Source organism: Marinobacter sp. EN3, from assembly GCF_000475315.1.
Taxonomy (GTDB): Bacteria; Pseudomonadota; Gammaproteobacteria; order Pseudomonadales; family Oleiphilaceae; genus Marinobacter; species Marinobacter nauticus.
The window spans coordinates 15,050-35,927 of record NZ_AXCC01000049.1; the positions used below are offsets into that span (position 1 = coordinate 15,050).

The window sequence follows — 20,878 nt, forward strand, 5'->3', positions numbered from 1 at the left end:
GAACCGTATGGCACTGAACAGCATTGAAGAAATCATTGAAGACATTCGCCAGGGCAAAATGGTCATCCTGATGGATGATGAGGATCGCGAGAATGAGGGCGACCTGGTGATGGCGGCGGAGCACTGCACGGCAGAGGCCATCAACTTCATGGCACGCTTTGGCCGCGGACTCATCTGTATGCCCATGACCCGTGATCGCTGCGAACAGCTGGGTCTGCCGTTGATGGTTCAGCAGAATGCTTCTGGCTTCGGAACCAAATTTACCCTGTCTATCGAAGCCCGTGAGGGTGTTACCACGGGAATTTCTGCAGCGGACCGGGCTCGTACCGTGCAGGCAGCGGTTGCCCGGGATGCCAAGGCTTCTGACCTCGTTCAACCGGGACATATTTTCCCGTTGATGTCCGATCCTGGTGGCGTTCTCAGCCGTGCCGGTCACACCGAAGCGTCGTGCGATCTGGCGGCCCTGGCTGGCTGTGAGCCTGCCGGTGTGATCTGTGAAATCATGAATGATGACGGCTCCATGGCACGGCGCCCGGATTTGGAGAAGTTCGCAGAAGAGCATGATCTGAAGATCGGCACCATCGCAGACCTGATTCATTACCGCACTATGAACGAGCGCACGGTGGAGTGCGTGGAACAGAACGAACTGGATACCGAGTACGGCCTGTTCAAACTGCACACCTACCGGGACAATATCCAGGGTGCTACCCATCTGGCTATGGTAATGGGCGATATCCAGCCGGAGGAGCCGGTGTTTGTGCGTGTGCACATTACCGATACCCTGCGCGATCTGCTGGGTGCACGCCGCAAAGATTCCCGGAGCTGGCCGCTGCATCACGCACTGGAGAAGGTTGCGGAAGAAGGCAAAGGCGTGGTGGTGCTGCTTAACAGTGCTGAAGACAGCTACAACCTGGAAGACCGGATTCAGGAGTTCTTTGACAAAGGGCAGGGATCCTCAGGCAAGGGCAGTTCCGGCGTGTATTTTACCGTCGGTACCGGTTCCCAGATTCTCCGGGATCTTGGAGTCGGTAAAATGCGCTTGCTCAGTCCGCCGGTTAAATTCTCCGCCATCTCCGGTTTCGACCTGGAAGTGGTGGAATACGTACCTTACGCCCCCGAATGATAAACCCGGTTATCGCCAATAAGGCGATGACCCGTGAAGGAGCCCGAGATGGCAGATATCAAAGTAATTGAAGGTGATTTTACCCAGTGCAGCGGCCGCTATGCGCTGGTGGTTGGCCGGTTTAACGGCTTTGTGGTGGAAAGCCTGGTGGAAGGTGCAGTGGATACCTTGCGTCGTCACGGCATTTCCAATGATGACATTGCCATTATCCGTGTGCCGGGTGCCTATGAAATGCCACTGGCGGTCAAGCGTGTTGCCGAAACCTCGGACTACGACGCCATTATCGCCCTTGGCGCGGTAATTCGTGGTGGTACTCCGCACTTTGAATACGTGGCGGGCGAGGCCTCCAGCGGCCTGGGCGCTGTCAGCCTGGAAACCGATGTCCCGGTTACCTTCGGCGTATTGACCGTAGATTCCATTGAGCAGGCCATCGAACGCTCCGGCACGAAGGCCGGCAACAAGGGCGCGGAAGCCGCCATTACTGCCCTGGAAATGGTCAGTCTGTTCAAAAAGTTGGGTGAGTAATGAGCGAAGCGGGTGACACTTCTCCCCAGCCGGGGAAAACCGGCCAGCCCAAGGCAGGCGATCGCCGCCGGGCACGGGCGCTGGCCATGCAGGGTTTGTATCAGCGGCACTTCAGCAAAACGCCGATTTCTGATATCGAAGCCGAGTTCATGGTCGACAACGACATGAGCAAGGTCGATATCATGTATTTTCGGGATCTTCTGCGTGGCGTTTACCGCGAGCAGGCAGAGCTCGACAAACTGCTGGAGCCGTTTCTGGATCGTCCCCTCAAGGAGGTCGACCCGGTTGAACTGGCGATCGTTCGCCTGGGCGCCTATGAGCTGAAACACCGCATCGATGTGCCCTATAAAGTGGTCATCAACGAGGGTATTGAAATGGCCAAGCGCTTTGGTGGCACCGAAGGGCACAAGTTCGTGAACAGCATTCTGGACAAACTCAGCCGCCGGCTTCGCCTGGCCGAGACCCGCCCGCGTTGATTCATGGGTGAATTTGAGCTGATCCGGAAGTATTTCCAGCCGCTGGCCGATGGTGCCGGGCAGGATCAGCTCCTTCTCGGTCCCGGCGACGACTGTGCGATCCAGCGGGTATCGCCGGGGCTGGATCTGGTGTTTTCTGTGGACACCCTGGTAGAGGGCGTTCATTTTCCTTCCGATTATTCGCCAGATTATCTCGGATGGCGAGCTCTGTCGGTTGCGGTAAGTGATTTGGCCGCGATGGGCGCAAGCCCGGTCTGTTTTACTCTGGCTTTAACCTTGCCAGACGCCAATCAGGGCTGGCTGAAGCCGTTTTCAGAGGGGCTGGCCCGGGCCAGCAAAGCCTTTGGTATCGCCCTGGCGGGCGGAGATACTACCCGTGGCCCCCTGACAATCAGCATCCAGGTGCACGGAACTGTTGAGAGTGGGCGTGCGCTGTATCGATCCGGCGCGAAGCCCGGCGACCTGATATGTGTCAGCGGCACGCTCGGGGCGGCCGGTGCCGCTCTTGATTACCTTGCTGCCCCCGCGCCCTCACCGGCCCAGCTCGCCTTGTTGTCACGTTATCATTTCCCGCAGCCTCGTCTGTCACTGGGTCAGCAGCTGGCGGGCTGCGCCTCCTCTGCCATAGATATTTCTGACGGGCTCCTGGCGGATCTCGGCCATATCCTTGATGCCTCGGGGGCCGGAGCGCGAATCGACACGGAACGTATACCGATGATGGCAGAGTTGGTTGCATTAAAGGGTGAGAACGCCCGGGATCTGGCGTTGGGAGCAGGAGATGACTATGAGCTTTGCATCACCATCCCGCCAGAAACCTTCGGCACTCTTGACGACTCTGTGGCCCGTGAGCTGACGGTCATTGGAGAGATTACTTCGGAGCCTGGCCTTCAGCTGAGCGGGCCGGTCTCTGGCGTCATTCAAGGATATGAGCACTTTGGGAGACCCGCATGAGTGATGAGCTGATGCCTGAACCGGACGCCGCCCAGGTCATCTTGCCCCCTGGCTTTCTGAAAAACCCGGTCCACCTGTTGGCCTTCGGTTTTGGCAGCGGTGCAGCGCCCAGAGCGCCGGGAACCTGGGGTAGCCTCGCCGCTATTCCGGTTTGGTATGCCTTTTCCTGGATGCCTCCGTTGGCCTACTGGCTCGTGGTTCTGGCGGCGTTTCTGGTGGGTATCTGGTTGTGTGGCAAAACCGCGACAGACCTGAAAGTGCATGATCACGGCGGTATTGTATGGGATGAATTTGTGGGGATGTGGATTGCCCTGGGCCTGTTTCCGGATCAGCTTTACGGGGTGCTCATGGCGTTCATGCTGTTCCGGCTGTTTGACGTGTGGAAGCCCTGGCCCATTAACTGGCTGGATGAGCGCTTGCCCGGCGGGCTCGGGATTATGGTGGACGATGTCGTCGCCGGGGCCATGGCGCTGGGTTGCCTTTGGGCGATTGACGTCTGGGTGATGCCCTATATTATCTAGCTGGGCATCACCCATTCGGTCTGTCGGGTAGGTTAGTGCACCTGCTGCTCTTCTGGCAGCATGCGAACAACATGCAGAAAGCGTTTAAGGCCGACTTCTGCCCGCTCTCTTGAGGCAAAAGGCCCGCTATCGAAGCCCTCGCGGGTTGTAAAGTACCATTTGCTCCCTACGCAGAAAAAACGACTGCTGCGAAACGGGACGGGGCCTTGCTCTCCTGTCCTGCGCTGAGTGTCCATGGTTTCTCCTGAGCCCACTTGTTCTTTTCTTCTCGGGCTGTGCGTTGTGTAAGCCGACTTGTTTAAAATTAATCCAATTGCAGCCGAATTCAACAATTTTTTACATTCTTACGTTGGGCGTCACATTCCGGACCTTCCTGCAGTGAAAGTGAATTCCGTTGCGTGCCTTGCTCTGATCCGCCCGGATGGTCAGAATGCTTGGCAGAGTTGTCCTCAACATTGCAGGCCGTGCCAACGGCCATCCCTATGGATAAGGAGATGAAGTGAGTATGTGTCACGTTCAAAGGCTTTTCAAGTTGCTGGCTGTTCTGGTGAGTGTGGTCATGGCGGGTTGTGCGTCTACCGTGGCCAGGGTCGATACCTGGGAAGGCCAACAGCCCGCGGCAACGGAGCCGGCAGTGCTTCAGGCGCCCGGTGCGATACAGGTGGTCAGCGTGAATGGCCGGAGCATGACTAACTTCCTGATCGACGACCTGGCACTGGATTACGGTTTGCTGCCTGGTGAAAACGAAGTGGTGTTCAACTATAAAACCATCTGGGCCAAGGCCGGTGTGGTGCGCAACGGCGAATCCAAAGTTCATGTCATTGAGAGCGGTCCTCAGGTGGCGCGGTTCGAGGCGAGCCCGGACGCGGTCTACCGTTTCGAGTTTGATAAGCCGGGCAGCCGCCAGGAAGCCGAAGCCATGATGGAGAGCTTCTCGGCAAAGATTGTTGCCGGTAACGGTACCGTGGTGGCGGTATCTGAGGAATGGGACGGACAGTCCCGGCTGACAGCCAACCGCACTCCGGTACCGGTGTCTGACGCAGAAAGTGTCGGGCGCACCCAGGACGGCACCGCACTGGAACAGCTCAAAGCCATTTGGGCCGATGCTTCGGACGAAGAGAAGAAAGCCTTTCTGCGTTGGGCATTCGAATAATCCCGGGCCGGGCCTGCGGGCCCGGCTATCTTCTGAATTTGCCCAGCCCACTTTTCAGCAGTTTTTCTACATAGGCCAGGACATCATCGGTCAGGTTGTGTTGTGGTTCCGGAAACTGCTCATGGCCCTGATCGGGGCCCAGCTCTACTGCTGCTTTCTCTATCGCTTCCAGGCTGTCATGTACCAGCTCCGGTAGCTGATCGCTGTCGGCGACCACGTCCGGGCAAAGGGTAAAGTTCAGGGTCAGCTGGCCCTGGTAGCTGACCGCGACAATCACCAGCCCGAGGCTGTCGAACAGGGGGGCGCTGTTGTACTGGCGCACCAGTCGGGCACCTTGCAGGTACAGCGGCACCTGCGGACCCGGTACGTTGGTAATCGGCACATTGAACAGTGGCTGGTAGCGCTGTGCCACCTGCAGCTCGGAATACAGGCGGGCGGACAGTGCCAGCAGCGTTGATGGCAGCAGTTCGGTCAGCCGGTCCGCGGCTATGGCTTCACGGTAGGGTTCCGATTCTACCGCGTTACGGTGAATTCGCCGGATCCGGGCTGCCGGGTTGGGTTCTGCGGTGGCCAGGTCCAGCAACATGGCCGACATCTGGTTGCCCGTGGCCTTGCGAAGACTGCTGGAGCGAACCGAGATCGGCGTCATAGCGACCAGCGAGGATTTCGTTTCTATGTTCTGGTTGGCGAGGTATCGGGCCAGGGATTCGGCACACAGGCCGAGGACCACATCATTCAGGGTGACGTCGACCAATGAGCCCTTGATGGCTTTGAGCCGGGACAAGTCCACGCTGGTTGAGATAATTCGCCGGTTGGCGGTAATCTGCCGGTTGAAGGGGCTGTGGGGCGCGGTGAACAAGGGCAGTGGCAATGGCAGCTTGTGTAATTGCTTCTGGATCAGCCCACGGGTGGTGGCTTCGGCGGCGTTATAGGCCAGAGAGGCCAGCTGCATCGGCGTTTTCAGCATGTTGGCGCCGGCCTGCAGGAAAACCCGCTCTTCTGAAGGTTCCTGCCTTGGCAGCCAGGGACGTGGTGGCGTGATGGTTCTCGGGCTGGGTGTGTACTCCAGTAGCTTGCCCATGATTTCCTCACCGCTAAACGCGTCAATGGCGGCATGGTGCAGCTTCACGATCAGTGCAAACCCTTCTTTTTCACCCTCCGGATCGTCGATCCGGAAACCATCGACAAAGGTGATGTGCCAGAGTGGTCGGTCCCGTTTCAGCGGCTCTTCAAGAATCTTCGAGGCCAGGGATATCAGGCTGGCCTGCTTGCCGTGTTCGCCAAGGTTTACGTAGGCCAGGTGCCGCTCGATGCTGAAATCGGCGTCGTCCACCCAATAGGGGCGGCCAAGCCGGAGAGGGATTTCTTTCAGCTTCTGGCGGAACAGAGGTACCACGTGGAGCCGGCTGCGCAGATAGGCGACGAAGGTGCTGAATGCCAGTGGGTTGGACAGCCCGCTGGCATCGAACAGATAAATGCCGCCGATGTGCATCGGTGTGGTGTCCGATTCCAGATACAGGAACGAGGCATCCAGTTCCGACAGCTGACGCATGGAACGCACTCCTTGTGTTTCTCGTTGTATTCGGCTGGTCAGTATACTTCAGGTCGTGAATTCGCCGGTTGGCCCCTTTGCCTCAGGAATCGGCAGGCTTGAGCCACTGGCTGAGGTTCTGGTCTTCGCTCAGCCTATTCCAGAACCACATCAGTGCCTTGCCTTTGTCTTCACTGTGGCGGGCCAGGTGAATGGCGATCGGGGGGCGTGGTTCGTGCACGGCTTTCGCCACCAGCCGGCCTGAAGCCAGTGCCTCCCGGATGCGTGGCAAGGGCATCCAGCCAACGCCAAGGCCTGCTTCCTGTATGGCAATTTTCTGGTCGATGTTGGTGACGGTCAAGGTTCGTTGGCGCCGGAAGATGCCGGCATGGCCGGGTGGCAGCGCGCGGGAGGTGTCGGCGGCAACGGCAGCGGGAAATGGGGCGATGTCGCTTTCTGTCAGGGGTTCTTCTGCCTGGGCCAAAGGGTGGTTGGCCGCCACGGCAAAGACGAAAGGTATCTCGCCCAGTGGCTTGGTGGTAAAGCTTCCGGCGGGCTTGCTGAGCTGGTCTGCGCCGATCACCATGTCGACGCGCCGGCTTTGCAGGGCGTCCCAGGCGCCTGCAAAGACCTCCTCCACCACCTGTACATCCACTGGAACGCCCAATTGGTAAAAAGCGTCAATCGCCGGAAACAGGCATTGTGCCGGCAGCAGCGAGTTGAATCCTATTCTAAGCCTGGTTTCCCAGCCCTGAGCTACCTGGCGGGTAGAGTGAGCCAGGTTCTCGGCGGCTTCAAGCAGCGAGCGGCCTTCCTCCAGCAGGTAACGACCGGCGGGCGTGAGCACGGCTTTGTGGCCGGTTCGGTCAAAGACACTGACGCTGAGGTCTTCCTCAAGCTTCTGAATGGTGTAACTGATGGCCGAGGGAACCCGGAACAGTTCGCTGGCGGCACCGGCAAAACTGCCCTTGCGGTCGATAGCGTCCAGTACTTTGAGTGCGTCGATGGTAATGGCTGTATGCATGTTCGAATAATCTGAAAGTGTTTGCCAGAAATGCTTGCTATCAGCCTAGCAGCACAGTCGTTAGCCTGTCTCTATTAATTCAGAACCGGGTCGGCCCCATCACACTTCATCAGGGCAAATGTCATGGTGGCTGACCTCGCAGGAGGGTAGTTATGGGCTTGTTGGTTGACGGCTGTTGGCACGATCAGTGGTATGACACGGGCAGAACCGGCGGCAAGTTTGAGCGCGAAGCGGCGCGGTTCCGGAACTGGGTAACCGCTGACGGCTCCGCCGGGCCGGCCGGAGAGGGTGGTTTTCCTGCAGTGAGTGGCCGGTATCACTTGTATGTTTCCATGGCCTGCCCCTGGGCCCACCGCACCCTGATTTTCCGGAAGCTCAAAGGTCTGGAGAGCCATATTTCGGTGTCTGTCGTGCACCCGGACATGGTGGAAAACGGCTGGGAGTTCCGGCCCGGTCGCAAAGAACATCAAGACGACTTGTATAATTTTGACTTCATGCACCAGATCTATACCCGTGCCGCCCCGCATTATTCTGGCCGGGTCACGGTGCCGGTGTTGTGGGACAAAGAGCGCGAAACCATTGTCAGTAATGAATCCGCAGATATTATCCGGATGTTCAATTCCGCCTTTGATGGCCTTGAGGGCGTGAATAACGACCGGGATTTCTACCCGGAAAGCCTGCGTGGTGACATCGAGGCGGTGAATGAGCGGGTTTACCACACGGTGAACAACGGTGTTTACAAAGCAGGGTTCGCGACTGCGCAGGACAAGTATGAGGAGGCCTATCAGGCCCTGTTCGACTCCCTGGACTGGCTGGAAGAAAGGCTGGCGGAGAAGCGCTATCTCACCGGTAACCGGCTAACCGAGGCCGATTGGCGGCTGTTCACCACGTTGATCCGATTTGATGCGGTGTATTACAGCCACTTCAAATGCAACCGCCAGCAGATCCGCGACTATCCGAATCTGTCCGGCTATGTGCGGGAGCTATATCAGGTGCCGGGCGTGGCTGAAACCGTGGATCTGGGCCAGATCAAGCGTCACTACTACGTAAGTCAGCGCACCATTAACCCAACGCAGATTGTGCCGGTGGGGCCAGAGCTGGAATTCGAAGCACCCCACGGGCGTGAACATCTCGGCTGAAAGGGCCTGGTCTACTAGCTGACCCGGGCTACCGCCACTTCGGTCAATAATTCCAGCGCCTGCCGGTGCTCAGAGCCCGGCAGGCAGGCCAGCAGGTCTCTCGCGATCTGCGCCTGCTCTTTTGCTTTTGTCATGGTGTATTCGATGGCACCGGACGCCTTAACGATATCCAGTACCTTCGGCAGGTCATCCAGCCCTCCCTTCCGGATGGCCTGGCGGATCAGTTGCCTTTCGGCTTCGCTACCATTGGCCATGGCGTAGATCAGCGGCAGGGTGGTTTTGCCTTCCGCCAGGTCGTCTCCCACGTTCTTGCCCATGGTTTCGGCATCGCCCTGATAATCGAGAACGTCATCAACCAGCTGGAATGCCAGCCCGAGGTGTTTGCCATAGTCTTTCAGGGCATTTTCCTGTTCCCTGCTGGCTCCGGCCAGCAGGGCGCCCGTGTGGGACGCGGCTTCAAACAGCATGGCGGTTTTGTTGTGGATAACGACCATATACTGGTCTTCGCTCAAGTCCGGGTTCTTCACATTCATCAGCTGCATGACCTCGCCCTCGGCAATAACGGCCGTGGCGTGCGACAGCACGTTCATGATCGGCAGGCTCTGCAGCTCGACCATCATTTCGAAGGCCCGGGCATAGAGGAAATCGCCGACCAGCACGCTGGGCGCGTTGCCCCATTTTGCGTTGGCTGTGCTGCGGCCGCGGCGCATATCGGAGGTGTCTACCACATCGTCGTGCAGCAGGGTGGCGGTATGCAGGAATTCAATCACGGCAGCCAGCTTCAGATGATCGTCTTTCTGGTAGCCGGCGGCCTGGCTGGCCAGGAGAACCAGCAAAGGTCGCAGGCGTTTGCCGCCGCTTTCGATAATGTACTGGGCGATTTTCTCAACCAGCGGGACATCGGAAGCGAGCCGCTTGATGATAAGGTCGTTAACGCGGCTGAAATCATCCGCTACGGTGTCGTAGATGCGCTGGGCTGTCATCGGGCCGGTAAGTCCCTTGCTGGTGTTTTCGTTGAGTTTTCGGGCAGGTCGCGGCAATGCTAGGTATTGCTGCTTACAGTGTCAACTTGAGCCGGAATCCGGCTTGTATTGGTCGACGGGTTTTCGTACAATCACGCGCCCAACTCATCCCAACCTGCGCTCCCTGCAATAGGGTCGCCAGAGCGCTTCCCTTAGAACCAGGTGGATAAGAGCAGGGATGGGTCAATCGCGGAGACTATGAATGTACGCAGTTATTGTTAGCGGTGGTAAGCAGCACCGTGTAAAAGAAGGCGAAACTCTGAAGCTGGAAAAGCTGGAAGTTGAAACCGGCGGTTCCGTTGAGTTTGATCGTGTTCTTCTGGTTGCCAATGGCGACGACGTAAAAGTTGGCGCTCCGGTTGTTGAAGGTGCCAAGGTGACCGCAGAAGTGGTTAGCCACGGTCGTCACGACAAAGTGAACATCATCAAGTTCCGTCGTCGTAAGCATCACATGAAGCGTCAGGGCCACCGTCAGTGGTTTACTGAAGTCAAGATCACGGGTATCCAGGGCTAAGCCCTCGAATAACCCCTTAATGAAGGAGGCTGGTAATGGCTCATAAAAAGGCAGCAGGTAGTACCCGTAACGGTCGCGATTCCGAGTCGAAACGACTTGGTGTCAAGCGCTACGGTGGCGAGTCTGTATCTGCAGGCAGCATCATCGTTCGTCAGCGTGGCACCCGTTTCCACGCTGGCAGCAACGTAGGCATTGGCAAGGACCACACCCTGTTCGCGAAAGCGGAAGGTCAGGTGAAGTTCGAAACCAAAGGCCCGCAGAACCGCAAGTTCGTAAGCATCGTTCCGGCTGCGTAAGCAGCGGCGATCCGGTTCTGTTGAACCTTGGGTTTGCCTGATATGCTGATTTAGTCAGTTCTCAGGTGAATCCGGAGCCCCGCAAAGCTTCCTTGAGGCTGCGGGGCTTTTTAGTTTATGCAAAGGCATTTGGCGTATGAAATTTGTAGACGAAGCCACCATCATTGTTGAAGCCGGTAAAGGCGGGCATGGTTGCCTGAGCTTCCGGCGGGAAAAGTACGTGCCAAAGGGTGGTCCCGACGGCGGTGACGGTGGGGATGGCGGTTCCGTCTATCTGGAGGCGGACAGCGCACTCAATACCCTGATTGATTACCGCTTCCAGCGTAAATACAAGGCCCAGAATGGTGAGCCGGGCGCTGGCCGTAACTGCACCGGTACTAAAGGCGAAGATCTGGTGCTACCGGTGCCGGTTGGCACGACAGTGGTGGATATGGATACCCATGAAGTGCTGGGAGATCTCACCAAAGAAGGTCAGCGTCTGAAAGTGGCTCAGGGTGGTTTTCATGGCCTTGGCAATACCCGTTTCAAGTCGTCCGTTAATCGTGCTCCGCGCCAGACCTCCAAAGGGTCTGAGGGTGAGGCGCGTAATCTGCGTCTGGAACTGAAGGTTCTGGCCGATGTCGGTTTGCTGGGTTTGCCCAATGCCGGCAAGTCTACGTTCATCCGGTCGGTTTCCGCCGCGCGCCCGAAGGTAGCGGATTATCCCTTCACCACCCTGGTACCGAATCTTGGTGTGGTCAGTGTGCAGGCTCATCAAAGCTTTGTTATTGCCGATATTCCTGGTTTGATTGAGGGGGCAGCCGAGGGTGCGGGGCTTGGTATTCGTTTCCTGAAGCACCTGGTCCGGACGCGCTTGTTGCTGCACCTGGTGGATGTTGCTCCTTATGACGGCTCGTCCCCGGCCGACGCGGTCAGGGCGATTGCCCACGAACTCGAAAAGTTCAGTGAAACGCTGGCCAGCCGTCCTCGTTGGCTGGTGCTGAACAAGGTCGATATGGTCGCCGAGGAAGATCGTGAGGCCCATTGTCAGGCCATTGTTGATGAGCTTGGCTGGGAGGGGCCTGTGTTCCGCATTTCCGCGCTGAGTGGTGAGGGCACCAAACCTCTGGTGCAGGCCGTGATGCGCTGGATTGAGGAACAGGCCGAGCAGGAAGCCGACAATCCCGATTTCGCTGAGCAGGAAGCCGCGCGCAGGCGCCGTATGGACGAAGAGGCTCGTCAGAAGATTGAGGCGGATCGTCAGGCCCGCCGAGCGGCCCGTAACGCGGATGATGACGACGACTTTGACGACGATGATTACGACGTTGAAGTGGTTTACGCACCGGAATAACTCACTAACGGAAGAGATCGTACCGCTATCATGAGTGAACGCCTTCAGCTTCGACAGGCCCGCCGCCTGGTGGTCAAGATCGGTAGTGCCTTGCTGACCAATGATGGCAAAGGCCTGGATGTGGCCGCGTTGGGGTTGTGGGTAGATCAGATCGCAGAGCTGATTGCCGAAGGGGTGGAGGTGGTGGTGGTGTCCTCCGGCTCGGTCGCCGAAGGCATGAGTCGCCTTGGTTGGACCGTTCGCCCCCAGCACCTGCACGAGTTGCAGGCTGCGGCTGCTGTGGGGCAGATGGGGCTTGTGCAGACCTGGGAGGCCCAGTTCAAGCGCCATGATATCCATACGGCGCAGATTCTGCTGACCCACGACGACCTCTCCGACCGCAAGCGTTACCTGAACGGCCGCAGTACCCTGCGTACGTTGCTGGATTACGGTGTGGTGCCGATCGTGAACGAGAACGATACGGTGGTGACCGACGAGATCCGCTTTGGTGATAATGACACCCTGGGTGCGCTGGTGGCGAACCTGATTGAGGCGGATGGTCTGATCATTCTGACCGATCAGGTGGGGCTGTTTAATAAAGACCCCCGCAAGCACGGCGATGCTGTGCTGGTGACCGAGCGCAGGGCGGAAGATCGCGAGCTGGATGCCATGGCCGGCGGTGGTGCCGGAGCGCTCGGGCGCGGTGGTATGCAGACCAAGCTGAGGGCGGCCCGGTTAGCGGCCCGCTCAGGCGCGTTTACCGTGATTGTTGGTGGCCGGATTGAGCATGTGATTGCCCGATTACGCCAGGGTGATGTGATTGGCACCTTGCTGTTGCCGGAGCAGGGGCGGCTGGCGGCCAGAAAGCAGTGGATTGCCAGTCACTTGCAAACCCGGGGCAAGCTCACGCTGGATGATGGTGCGGTGAAGGTGTTGCGCCAAGGTGGACGGAGTCTGTTGCCGGTGGGTGTGAAGGCGGTGTCAGGGCAGTTCCGGAGGGGGGAGATGGTCTCCTGTGTTGATCTGGCTGGCAAAGAAATCGCGCGGGGGCTGGTTAACTATGACGCTGATGAAGCCAGGGCCATCTCGGGTCGGTCCAGTGATCGCATTAACGATGTTCTGGGCTATGTGTCCGATGAGGAGATGATCCATCGGGATAATCTGGTGGTGGTTTGATCTTCTTTGCTTGATTCAGACACAAAAAAACCGGCTGATTAGCCGGTTTTTTTATTTCGCACAGAATCAGGCGCTTTTCAGGGCCTTGATTTTGGCGTTCAGACGGCTCTTGTGGCGAGCAATCTTGTTCTTGGCGAAGATGCCTTTGTTGACCATGCTGTCCATGATCGGCTGAGCTTCTTTCAGAGCAGCCTGGGCTTCATCGTGGTTACCGGCCTTGATCTTGGCGTCGACCTTTTTCATGTAGGTGCGTGCCATGGAACGCAGGCTGGCGTTATGCTTGCGGTTTTTCTCGTTCTGACGAGCGCGCTTCTTGGCTTGCGGGGAATTTGCCACCGTAAAACTCCTGAAAATTCGTTGCTATAAAAAAGAAATTTTTACATCGCGGGCGCGCCAAAACCAGCGCGTCGAAATAAATGACGCGGAACTATGCCGCTGAATGCCCGAAATGTCAAGGCCACCGCACGGTTCGTGCCTCGCCTGCAAAGCCCTGTGATACACTCCGGCATCGCAGCGCTGGGGCTGGCCGGGGGGCGTTACTCCGCCTTGTGGATTACCGAGATGGCCCGTAGCTTCCACTCAGGATTCTGGACGCCGAAATCATGTCTTCCGAACAACGAAAGCCACCCTCAACAGGGAAGTCAGAGCCGCCCAGGGCGCCGGGATTGTTGAGATCGTCTGGCGTGGTCGGGATGATGACCATGCTGTCCCGGGTGTTGGGTCTGGTTCGGGATATGGTGATTGCCCGCTATTTTGGCGCGGGAGCGGGGGCTGACGCGTTTTTTGTGGCATTCAAGATTCCCAACTTCCTCCGGCGTCTATTTGCCGAAGGTGCGTTTTCTCAGGCTTTTGTGCCGGTGTTGTCATCCTATCGGGAAACGCAGGATATTTCGCAAGTGAAACGCCTGGTAGACGCCGTGGCCGGTTCTCTGGGTTTGGTGCTTCTGGCGGTAACTCTTGTTGCGATGCTCGGCTCGCCGGTGCTGACCGCGGTGTTTGCGCCAGGCTTTCTGGGTGACGACGTCAAGTTTGCGCTCACCAGCGAGATGCTGCGCATTACCTTTCCGTATCTGCTGTTGATCTCCCTGACCGCCTTTGCGGGTGGCATTCTCAACAGTTATGACCGGTTTGCGGTGCCGGCCTTCACGCCGGTCTTACTGAATCTGGCCATGATTTCGGCGGCCATTTTCCTCACACCGGTGATGGATGAGCCGGTGATGGCCCTGGCCTGGGGTGTTTTCATTGCCGGTGCCTTGCAGTTGTTTTTCCAGTTGCCGTTTCTGATGCGCCTCGGGCTTCTGCCCAGGCCCCGGATCGATTATCGGCACGAAGGGGTAAGCCGTATCCTGAAGCTGATGGCGCCGGCGCTGTTCGGGGTTTCGGTCAGCCAGATCAATCTGTTACTGGATACCGTGCTGGCCTCCTTCCTGCAAACCGGGAGCGTGTCCTGGCTGTACTATTCCGACCGTTTGTCGGAGTTGCCATTGGGGGTGTTCGGTATTGCGATCGCCACGGTGATTCTGCCCAGTCTGTCGCGCAAGCATGCGGCTGCATCTGCGGACCAGTTTGCGGCGACCCTGGACTGGGCTGTGCGTGCCGTTCTGCTGATCGGCGTGCCGGCCGCCCTGGCGTTGGCTTTGCTGGCCGAGCCCTTGATCGCAACTCTGTTCCACTACGGCGAAGTGACCGATCGCGATGTCGCGATGTCAGCACAAAGTCTGCGGGCCTATTCTGCTGGTTTGCTGGCGTTCATGTTGATCAAGGTGCTGGCACCGGGTTTTTTCGCCCGGGAAGATACCAGAACCCCGGTAAAGATTGGTGTGATCGCCATGGTCGCCAATATGGTGTTTAACCTGGCGCTGATCGTGCCGCTGGCGCATGCCGGGCTTGCGCTGGCGACATCGCTTTCTGCCTGGCTCAACGGTTATCTGCTCTGGCGCGGACTTCGCAAGGAAGGCGCCTGGAAAAGCCAGTCGGGCTGGCCGAAGTTCCTGATGCAGCTGGCGGTTGCGAACAGCGCGCTGGCAGCGGTGATCCTCTGGCTGAACGTGCCGGTTGGCCAATGGCTGGCCTTTACTGGCCTGCAGAGGGCTTCGGAAATGACGATTCTGGTTGTGGCTGGGGTTCTCGCCTATTTTATTGCGCTGGCCCTTGCAGGTGTCCGCGTGCGGCAATTCCGCCAGAAGTAAGGCGTCGTCATTTCTACCACGCCCGCTCCTGGGGTATAATCGCGCGTTTTCTCACCAGTGCGTCGCGCGTTCGCGCCGGCGCGCCGAAAGCCATTGGCAGCATTAGGGTTCGCAGTACATGCGTCTGATTCGAGGCCTGACCAATCTCAAGCGTATCGCGGGAAGTGCGGATTCTCCGCTGGCCGATGGGTGTGTGGCCACTATCGGCAACTTTGACGGCGTTCATCGGGGCCACAAGACCATCATCGATCAGGTCAGAGGCAAGGCTCAGGCACTTAACCTGCCGTCTGTGGTGATGATCTTCGAGCCTCAGCCCCAGGAATTTTTCAAGGGGGCGGAAGCGCCTCCCCGGTTGATGCCGTTTCGCCAGAAATTTGAAGCTCTGCTTGGCGAAGGCGTTGATGTGGTGCTGTGTATCCGCTTTGACGAAACCTTCCGCAGCTATTCCGGCATGGGCTTTATCGAGGATGTGCTGATCCATGGCCTTGGGGTTCGTCACCTGGTGGTGGGCGATGACTTCCGCTTCGGCTGCGACCGGGCCGGCGACTTCAGGCTGTTGCAAAGCGTGGGGCAGGAACGGGGCTTTACAGTTGAGAATACCCGCACCGTTGTCGTGGACGGAGAGCGGGTGAGTAGCACACGGGTGCGCAACGCCCTGAATGTGAACGGACTTGAGGAAGCCGAGCGACTGCTGGGGCACCCTTACCGGGTCCATGGGCGGGTGGTATATGGCCGGCAGCTGGGCCGGCAGATCGGCGCGCCCACCGCCAATATCCTGCTGCATCAGATGCCGGCGCTGAGAGGGGTTTACGTGGTGAGGGCCCGGCTCGATACCGGGGAATGGCGTGATGGCGTGGCGAACATCGGCCTGCGCCCCACGGTAGATGGCAAGCGACCATCGCTGGAAGTGCACCTGTTTGACTTTGCTGGCACACTTTATGGCCAGCACCTGGAAGTCGTGTTCCGCCATGGCCTGCGGGACGAAGTGAAATTCGACTCTGTTGACGAACTTCGGCAACAGATCGCCCGGGATTTTGAGCATGCCCGGGCCTGGTTGGCGGAGAACCCCGCCACCCCGGAAACCTGATTCAACTGACCAACCAAGAGTACGCACACAGACATGAGCGACTACAAGCATACCCTGAATCTGCCGGAAACCGCGTTCCCCATGCGCGGTAACCTGGCCAAGCGCGAGCCGGACATGCTCAAGCACTGGCAGGACCTGAACGTTTACGGCAATCTGCGCAAGCAGCGCCAAGGTCGTGAGAAGTTCATCCTGCACGATGGCCCTCCCTACGCTAACGGCAGCATTCACATCGGGCATGCGGTCAACAAGATCCTGAAAGACATGATCGTGAAATCCCGCAGTTTCATGGGCTACGACGCACCCTACGTGCCGGGCTGGGATTGCCACGGTCTGCCCATCGAGCACAAGGTTGAGCAGGAAATCGGCAAGGCCGGCGTGAAGGTGGACTACAAAACCTTCCGCCAGGCCTGCCGAGACTACGCCACCAAACAGATCGAAGGCCAGAAGGCCGACTTTATCCGCCTGGGCGTGATGGGTGAGTGGGACAAGCCCTACCTGACCATGGACCCGAAAGTAGAAGCGGGCATCGTGCGGGCGCTGGGCAAGATCGTGGCCAAGGGCCACCTGGTGCGTGGATTCAAGCCGGTTTACTGGAGTGTGGTTGGTCAGTCCGCACTGGCAGAAGCCGAAGTTGAATACCAGGACAAAACCTCAACCCAGATTGACGTGCGCTTCACTGTCGTGGATCAGGACGCCGTACTGAAAACCTTCGGAACCAGCGAAGGTGAGGGCGATGTATCCCTGGTGATCTGGACCACGACTCCCTGGACGATTCCCGCGAACCAGGCGGTGTCCATCGGTGCCGATATTGAATACGCACTGGTACAGTTAGATGTCGGCCACGGCGCTGAGCGAATGATTCTGGCCACGGCCATGGTGCAGGGCATCATGGCTCGCTGGGGTGTGGAAGACTACAATGTGCTGGCCAACGTCTCCGGTTCCGCACTGGAAAACCAGTTGCTGCAACATCCGGTGTACGACAAGCAAGTGCCTGTGCTGCTGGGTGACCACGTTTCCCTGGACGCCGGTACCGGTGCAGTACACACAGCGCCTGACCATGGTATGGAAGACTTCGTGGTGGGTAAGGAATACGGCATTGGCACCCTCAACCTGGTGAAAGCCGACGGCACCTATACCGACGCGGCCGGCGAATTCGCTGGTGTGCACGTATACAAGGCCGATGAGCCGGTATGCGCCGCGCTGGAACGCGAAGGCAAGCTGGTACGCTCGGAAAAATTCCGCCACAGCTACCCGCACTGCTGGCGCACCAAGACCCCGCTGATCTACAGGGCTACGCCCCAGTGGTTCATCAGCATGGACAAGCTTAACCTGCGCGCCGATGCCCTGGAAGCCATCAAAGGCGTGCGCTGGGTGCCGGCCTGGGGCCAGAATCGCATCGAGGCCATGTTCGAGCAGAGCCCGGACTGGTGTATTTCTCGTCAGCGCACGTGGGGCGTGCCGATCACCCTGTTTATCCATAAGGAAACCCAGGAGCTGCACCCGAACACCCAGGAGCTGATCGAGAAAGTCGCCCAGGCGGTGGAAACCGGCGGCATTGATGCCTGGTACGACATTGACCAGAACGAACTGCTGGGCGCCGATGCTGACCAGTACGAAAAAGTGCTGGATACCCTGGACGTCTGGTTTGACTCGGGTGTCACCCATGACTCTGTATTGCGGGTACGTGAAGAATTGGGCCAGTTCCCGGCCGATATGTACCTGGAAGGCTCCGACCAGCACCGTGGCTGGTTCCAGTCATCCCTGAAAACCTCCATCGCCATGAATGGCGTGGCGCCGTACAAACAGGTGCTTACTCACGGTTTCACTGTGGATGCCAAGGGCTACAAGATGTCCAAGTCCCTGGGTAACGTTATCGCCCCACAGGAAGTCATGAACGAGCTGGGGGCAGACATCCTGCGTTTGTGGGTCTCTGCCACCGACTACAGCGGTGAGATGAGCGTTTCCAAGGATATCCTGCGCCAGACTGCAGACGGCTATCGCCGTATCCGCAACACTGCACGCTTCCTGTTGAGCAACCTGACCGGGTTTGATCCGGAACAGCACATGGTAGCGCCTGAAGACATGATTGCCCTGGACCGCTGGATGGTCGACCGCGCCCTGCAGCTCCAGAACGAACTGCACGAAGACTACGGCAACTATGCCTTCCTGAAGATTTACCAGAAAGTGTACAGCTTCTGTGAAGCCACCCTGGGCGGCTTCTACCTGGATATCATCAAGGACCGCCAGTACACCACCCAGGCCGACAGCCTGGCGCGACGTTCCTGCCAGACCGCGCTCTATCATGTAGCCGAAGCCCTGGTGCGCTGGATTGCGCCAATCCTGAGCTTCACCGCCGACGAAATCTGGCAACACCTGCCGGGCAAGCGCGGCGACACCGTGTTCTACGAAACCTGGTACGAGGGCTTGAGTGCGCTGCCTGAAGGCTTCGAGTTAGGCCGTGACTACTGGCGTGAAATCTACGCTGTGAAAGAGGCGGTCAACAAGTGCCTGGAAGAAGTCCGTGCCCGAGGTGAAATCAAAGGCTCATTGAGCGCGGAAGTGACTCTTTACTGCGAAGGTAGCCTGGCCGAGCGTCTGAACTATCTTGGTGAAGAGTTGCGCTTTGTGCTGATCACCTCTGAAGCCACCGTTAGGCCGGTGAGCGAAGCGGCCGGCGTAGAGCAAACCAACCTGGAAGGTCTGCTGGTGAAGGTGACCCCGGCGACTCACGCCAAGTGCGAGCGCTGCTGGCACCACCGTGAAGACGTGGGGCAGAACGAGCAGTACAGCGATCTGTGTGGCCGTTGCGTGACCAATGTGGAAGGCCCGGGTGAAACCCGTGCATACGCCTGATGGATGCGGTCATGACTGAAAGCACTGGCAGTAAACTGAAATGGCTGTGGCTGGCGGTGCTGGTCATCGCCATTGATCTGGGCACCAAAGCCATAGCTACGGCTATGCTGACCTACGGTGACCCGGTACCGGTACTGCCCAGTTTCAACCTGACGTTACTGCACAACACTGGCGCGGCATTCAGCTTCCTGGCCGATGCCGCCGGCTGGCAGCGCTGGTTCTTTGTCGCCCTGGCGGTCGTGGTCAGTGTGGTGCTGGTGGGCTGGCTGAGAAAACTCAAAGCCGATGAAACCTGGACCGCGATTGCCATCGTATTGATCCTCGGTGGCGCCATCGGCAACGTATACGACCGGGTGGTGCATGGTTACGTGGTGGACTTCCTGCATTTCTACTGGCAGGACTGGCATTTCCCGGCCTTTAACCTGGCTGACACCGCCATCACCATTGGTGCTGCCATGATGATCATCGATGCATTCCGCAAACCCGCTGGTGCCAGCGGCGATGCTGACAGGAGCAACTGAACCCCATGAAAGAACTGCCCATCGATAAGGGAACCCGAGTAAAACTGCACTTCGCCCTGAAGTTTGAAGACGGCGAAACTGTGGATTCCACCTTCGACAAAGAGCCGGCTACCCTGGAAATCGGTGATGAAAACCTGCCGGAAAATTTCGAAGCCTACCTGATGGGCCTGAAAGCCGGCGACCACAAAACCTTTGAAGTGCCGCCGGAAAAAGCCTTCGGCCAGCACAACCCCAGCAATATCCAGACCTTCAAGCGCCACGAATTCAGTGCTGACATGGTTCTGGAGCCGGGTGTGGTGATTTCCTTCGCCGACGCGCGCCAGCAGGAACTGCCCGGTGTGATCAAGCGGGTAGAAGGTGACCAGGTGGATGTGGACTTTAATCACCCGCTGGCAGGGCATACACTGAGTTTTGAAGTACAGATACTTGATGTTGAACCAGCAGGGCCGACACACTGATTATGCAAATCCGACTCGCTAACCCCCGTGGCTTCTGTGCCGGCGTAGACCGTGCCATAGAAATTGTAAACCGCGCGCTGGACGTGTTCGGAGCGCCCATCTACGTGCGCCACGAAGTGGTCCACAACAAATTCGTGGTAGACAACCTGCGCAACCGGGGCGCGATCTTTGTCGACGAGTTGGACGAAGTGCCCGACGACAAACTGGTGATCTTCAGCGCCCACGGCGTCTCCCAGGCGGTACAGAACGAAGCTTCCCGCCGCGGCCTGAAAGTGTTCGACGCCACCTGCCCGCTGGTGACGAAGGTGCATATGGAAGTGATGCGCTACAGCCGCGACGGCCGCGAGTGCATCCTCATCGGCCACCACGGCCATCCGGAAGTGGAAGGCACCATGGGCCAGTACGACCACAGCAACGGCGGCGATATCTACCTGGTGGAAGACGAGGCCGACGTAAAAAAGTTGGAAGTCAAAGACCCCAGCCGCCTCGCCTACGTCACCCAGACCACTCTCTCTATGGACGACACCGCCCGGGTCATCGACGCCCTGCGCGCCAAATTCCCGGAAATCGAAGGCCCCCGCAAAGACGACATCTGCTACGCCACCCAGAACCGGCAGGATGCCGTAAAACAACTGGCCGGAGACTGCGACATCATGCTGGTGGTGGGCTCCCCCAACAGCTCCAACTCCAACCGCCTGCGGGAACTGGCGGAGCGTATGGGCACCCCGGCTTTCCTGATTGATGAAGCATCGCAAATCGACAAGCAGTGGCTGGAAGGCAAGAAAGCGGTGGGCGTGACGGCCGGGGCTTCTGCGCCTGAAGTGCTGGTGGCGGATGTGATTAACCGCTTGAAGGAATTGGGTGGGGAAGAGCCGCAGGAGATTGCCGGTCGGGAGGAGAATATCGTGTTTTCTATGCCTAAGGAATTGCGGATTGATGCGGTGAATGTGGGATAGTGCCAATAAGCGCTAACAAGATCCTCGGTCTGCCCAGACAACAAAAAAGCGTGA

22 protein-coding genes are annotated in these 20,878 nt (G+C 58.3%); 17 read left to right on the forward strand and 5 right to left on the reverse strand.

The window, feature by feature from the left end; genetic code table 11:
• Positions 1–7: 7 nt before the first annotated feature.
• The 5 genes from ribBA to Q675_RS32540 are packed head-to-tail and all read left to right on the forward strand — an operon-like array spanning position 8 to position 3,596.
• Positions 8–1,123, forward strand: coding sequence for a bifunctional 3,4-dihydroxy-2-butanone-4-phosphate synthase/GTP cyclohydrolase II (gene ribBA / locus Q675_RS32520; protein ID WP_011784362.1), 1,116 nt, complete (start codon positions 8–10; stop codon positions 1,121–1,123).
• 48 nt (positions 1,124–1,171) lie between these two features.
• Positions 1,172–1,648: a 6,7-dimethyl-8-ribityllumazine synthase gene (gene ribE / locus Q675_RS32525; protein ID WP_011784363.1), complete on the forward strand. Its 477-nt coding sequence runs from the start codon at positions 1,172–1,174 to the stop codon at positions 1,646–1,648.
• Positions 1,648–2,124 (forward strand): transcription antitermination factor NusB, encoded by a 477-nt coding sequence (gene nusB, locus Q675_RS32530; protein WP_014420583.1) that lies wholly within the window; start codon positions 1,648–1,650, stop codon positions 2,122–2,124. Before ribE ends, nusB begins: the two co-directional genes overlap by 1 nt.
• 3 nt (positions 2,125–2,127) lie before the next feature.
• Positions 2,128–3,075, forward strand: coding sequence for a thiamine-phosphate kinase (gene thiL / locus Q675_RS32535; RefSeq protein WP_023011680.1), 948 nt, complete (start codon positions 2,128–2,130; stop codon positions 3,073–3,075).
• Positions 3,072–3,596, forward strand: coding sequence for a phosphatidylglycerophosphatase A (locus Q675_RS32540; protein ID WP_023011681.1), 525 nt, complete (start codon positions 3,072–3,074; stop codon positions 3,594–3,596). The genes thiL and Q675_RS32540 overlap by 4 nt, the downstream gene beginning before the upstream one ends.
• A 32-nt stretch (positions 3,597–3,628) precedes the next feature.
• On the opposite strand, the gene Q675_RS38450 is transcribed toward Q675_RS32540, so the two are convergent.
• Entirely contained in the window at positions 3,629–3,832 is a 204-nt protein-coding gene (locus Q675_RS38450) for a DUF6316 family protein (RefSeq protein ID WP_011784367.1), read from the reverse strand.
• Between the two features lie 269 nt (positions 3,833–4,101).
• Here Q675_RS38450 and Q675_RS32550 point away from each other — a divergent pair, with 269 nt between their 5' ends.
• Complete coding sequence (locus Q675_RS32550) at positions 4,102–4,749, forward strand: DUF2057 family protein (RefSeq protein WP_023011682.1); 648 nt, start codon at positions 4,102–4,104, stop codon at positions 4,747–4,749.
• A gap of 25 nt (positions 4,750–4,774) precedes the next feature.
• Here the strand turns inward: Q675_RS32550 and Q675_RS32555 are convergent, their stop codons facing one another.
• Both Q675_RS32555 and Q675_RS32560 read right to left on the reverse strand, forming a co-directional pair.
• Complete coding sequence (locus tag Q675_RS32555; RefSeq protein WP_023011683.1) at positions 4,775–6,301, reverse strand: WS/DGAT/MGAT family O-acyltransferase; 1,527 nt, start codon at positions 6,299–6,301, stop codon at positions 4,775–4,777.
• 82 nt (positions 6,302–6,383) lie between these two features.
• Entirely contained in the window at positions 6,384–7,304 is a 921-nt protein-coding gene (locus tag Q675_RS32560) for a LysR substrate-binding domain-containing protein (protein WP_023011684.1), read from the reverse strand.
• 152 nt (positions 7,305–7,456) lie between these two features.
• On the opposite strand from Q675_RS32560, the gene Q675_RS32565 reads away from it, so the two are divergent.
• Positions 7,457–8,443: a glutathione S-transferase family protein gene (locus tag Q675_RS32565; RefSeq protein ID WP_023011685.1), complete on the forward strand. Its 987-nt coding sequence runs from the start codon at positions 7,457–7,459 to the stop codon at positions 8,441–8,443.
• A gap of 14 nt (positions 8,444–8,457) precedes the next feature.
• Here the strand turns inward: Q675_RS32565 and ispB are convergent, their stop codons facing one another.
• A complete protein-coding gene (gene ispB, locus Q675_RS32570; RefSeq protein WP_023009250.1) occupies positions 8,458–9,426 on the reverse strand; it encodes an octaprenyl diphosphate synthase in 969 nt (322 codons plus the stop codon).
• 241 nt (positions 9,427–9,667) lie between these two features.
• Here ispB and rplU point away from each other — a divergent pair, with 241 nt between their 5' ends.
• The 4 genes from rplU (at position 9,668) to proB (ending at position 12,760) form a co-directional block, all read left to right on the forward strand.
• Entirely contained in the window at positions 9,668–9,979 is a 312-nt protein-coding gene (gene rplU / locus Q675_RS32575) for a 50S ribosomal protein L21 (RefSeq protein ID WP_011784373.1), read from the forward strand.
• 35 nt (positions 9,980–10,014) lie between these two features.
• Entirely contained in the window at positions 10,015–10,275 is a 261-nt protein-coding gene (gene rpmA, locus Q675_RS32580) for a 50S ribosomal protein L27 (RefSeq protein WP_011784374.1), read from the forward strand.
• Between the two features lie 136 nt (positions 10,276–10,411).
• Complete coding sequence (gene cgtA, locus Q675_RS32585; RefSeq protein ID WP_011784375.1) at positions 10,412–11,605, forward strand: Obg family GTPase CgtA; 1,194 nt, start codon at positions 10,412–10,414, stop codon at positions 11,603–11,605.
• A 30-nt stretch (positions 11,606–11,635) separates the two neighbouring features.
• Positions 11,636–12,760: a glutamate 5-kinase gene (proB, locus tag Q675_RS32590; protein WP_023011686.1), complete on the forward strand. Its 1,125-nt coding sequence runs from the start codon at positions 11,636–11,638 to the stop codon at positions 12,758–12,760.
• 66 nt (positions 12,761–12,826) lie between these two features.
• Here proB and rpsT read toward each other — a convergent pair whose 3' ends face one another.
• Positions 12,827–13,096 (reverse strand): 30S ribosomal protein S20, encoded by a 270-nt coding sequence (gene rpsT, locus Q675_RS32595; protein ID WP_011784377.1) that lies wholly within the window; start codon positions 13,094–13,096, stop codon positions 12,827–12,829.
• Positions 13,097–13,362: 266 nt separating this feature from the next.
• Here rpsT and murJ point away from each other — a divergent pair, with 266 nt between their 5' ends.
• From murJ to ispH, 6 genes are all read left to right on the forward strand, one after another.
• Positions 13,363–14,949, forward strand: coding sequence for a murein biosynthesis integral membrane protein MurJ (gene murJ / locus Q675_RS32600; RefSeq protein WP_081698877.1), 1,587 nt, complete (start codon positions 13,363–13,365; stop codon positions 14,947–14,949).
• Positions 14,950–15,067: 118 nt separating this feature from the next.
• Entirely contained in the window at positions 15,068–16,036 is a 969-nt protein-coding gene (ribF, locus tag Q675_RS32605) for a bifunctional riboflavin kinase/FAD synthetase (RefSeq protein ID WP_023011688.1), read from the forward strand.
• Positions 16,037–16,069: 33 nt separating this feature from the next.
• Positions 16,070–18,889: an isoleucine--tRNA ligase gene (gene ileS, locus Q675_RS32610; protein WP_023011689.1), complete on the forward strand. Its 2,820-nt coding sequence runs from the start codon at positions 16,070–16,072 to the stop codon at positions 18,887–18,889.
• On the forward strand, positions 18,889–19,410 hold the full coding sequence (lspA, locus tag Q675_RS32615) for a signal peptidase II (RefSeq protein ID WP_011784381.1): 522 nt from the start codon (positions 18,889–18,891) through the stop codon (positions 19,408–19,410). Before ileS ends, lspA begins: the two co-directional genes overlap by 1 nt.
• 5 nt (positions 19,411–19,415) lie before the next feature.
• Positions 19,416–19,868: an FKBP-type peptidyl-prolyl cis-trans isomerase gene (fkpB, locus tag Q675_RS32620; RefSeq protein WP_023011690.1), complete on the forward strand. Its 453-nt coding sequence runs from the start codon at positions 19,416–19,418 to the stop codon at positions 19,866–19,868.
• A gap of 2 nt (positions 19,869–19,870) precedes the next feature.
• On the forward strand, positions 19,871–20,824 hold the full coding sequence (gene ispH / locus Q675_RS32625; RefSeq protein WP_023011691.1) for a 4-hydroxy-3-methylbut-2-enyl diphosphate reductase: 954 nt from the start codon (positions 19,871–19,873) through the stop codon (positions 20,822–20,824).
• The last annotated feature ends 54 nt before the right edge of the window (positions 20,825–20,878 follow it).